1 protein-coding gene is annotated in these 264 nt (G+C 72.3%); it reads left to right on the top strand.

The features are described 5' to 3' along the window. Positions 1-51 precede the first annotated feature (51 nt). On the top strand, positions 52-264 hold a 213-nt coding region (locus tag WH85_RS46460), incomplete at its 3' end, for a hypothetical protein (protein WP_045748500.1).

The raw sequence follows: 264 nt of genomic DNA, 5'->3' as shown, positions 1-264 counted from the left end.
TCACCCAGGAGGAGGGCCTGGCCCGCCTCCTGGCCGGTGAGTAGCCCGGCCATGGGACGGGTGCCCGCGAACGTCTCCGGTGACCTGGTCCGGGTCGCGTTGATGGAGGCCCGCCCGGCCGGGCTGACCACCCGGCAGCTGGTGGCCGCGACCGAGCTCAGCGCGTATCAGGTGCAGTTCGGGCTGCGGTTTCTGCGTGAGGTCCTGGCCGCGCAGAACCTGACCCCGCTGACCTGGACCCGCCGCGACGGCTATCAGCTGTCG

It is taken from the genome of Actinoplanes rectilineatus (genome assembly GCF_000962825.1).
GTDB lineage: Bacteria > Actinomycetota > Actinomycetes > Mycobacteriales > Micromonosporaceae > Actinoplanes > Actinoplanes rectilineatus.
Note: the sequence above shows the minus strand (reverse complement) of the source record. Positions and strands in the feature narration are given on the sequence as shown.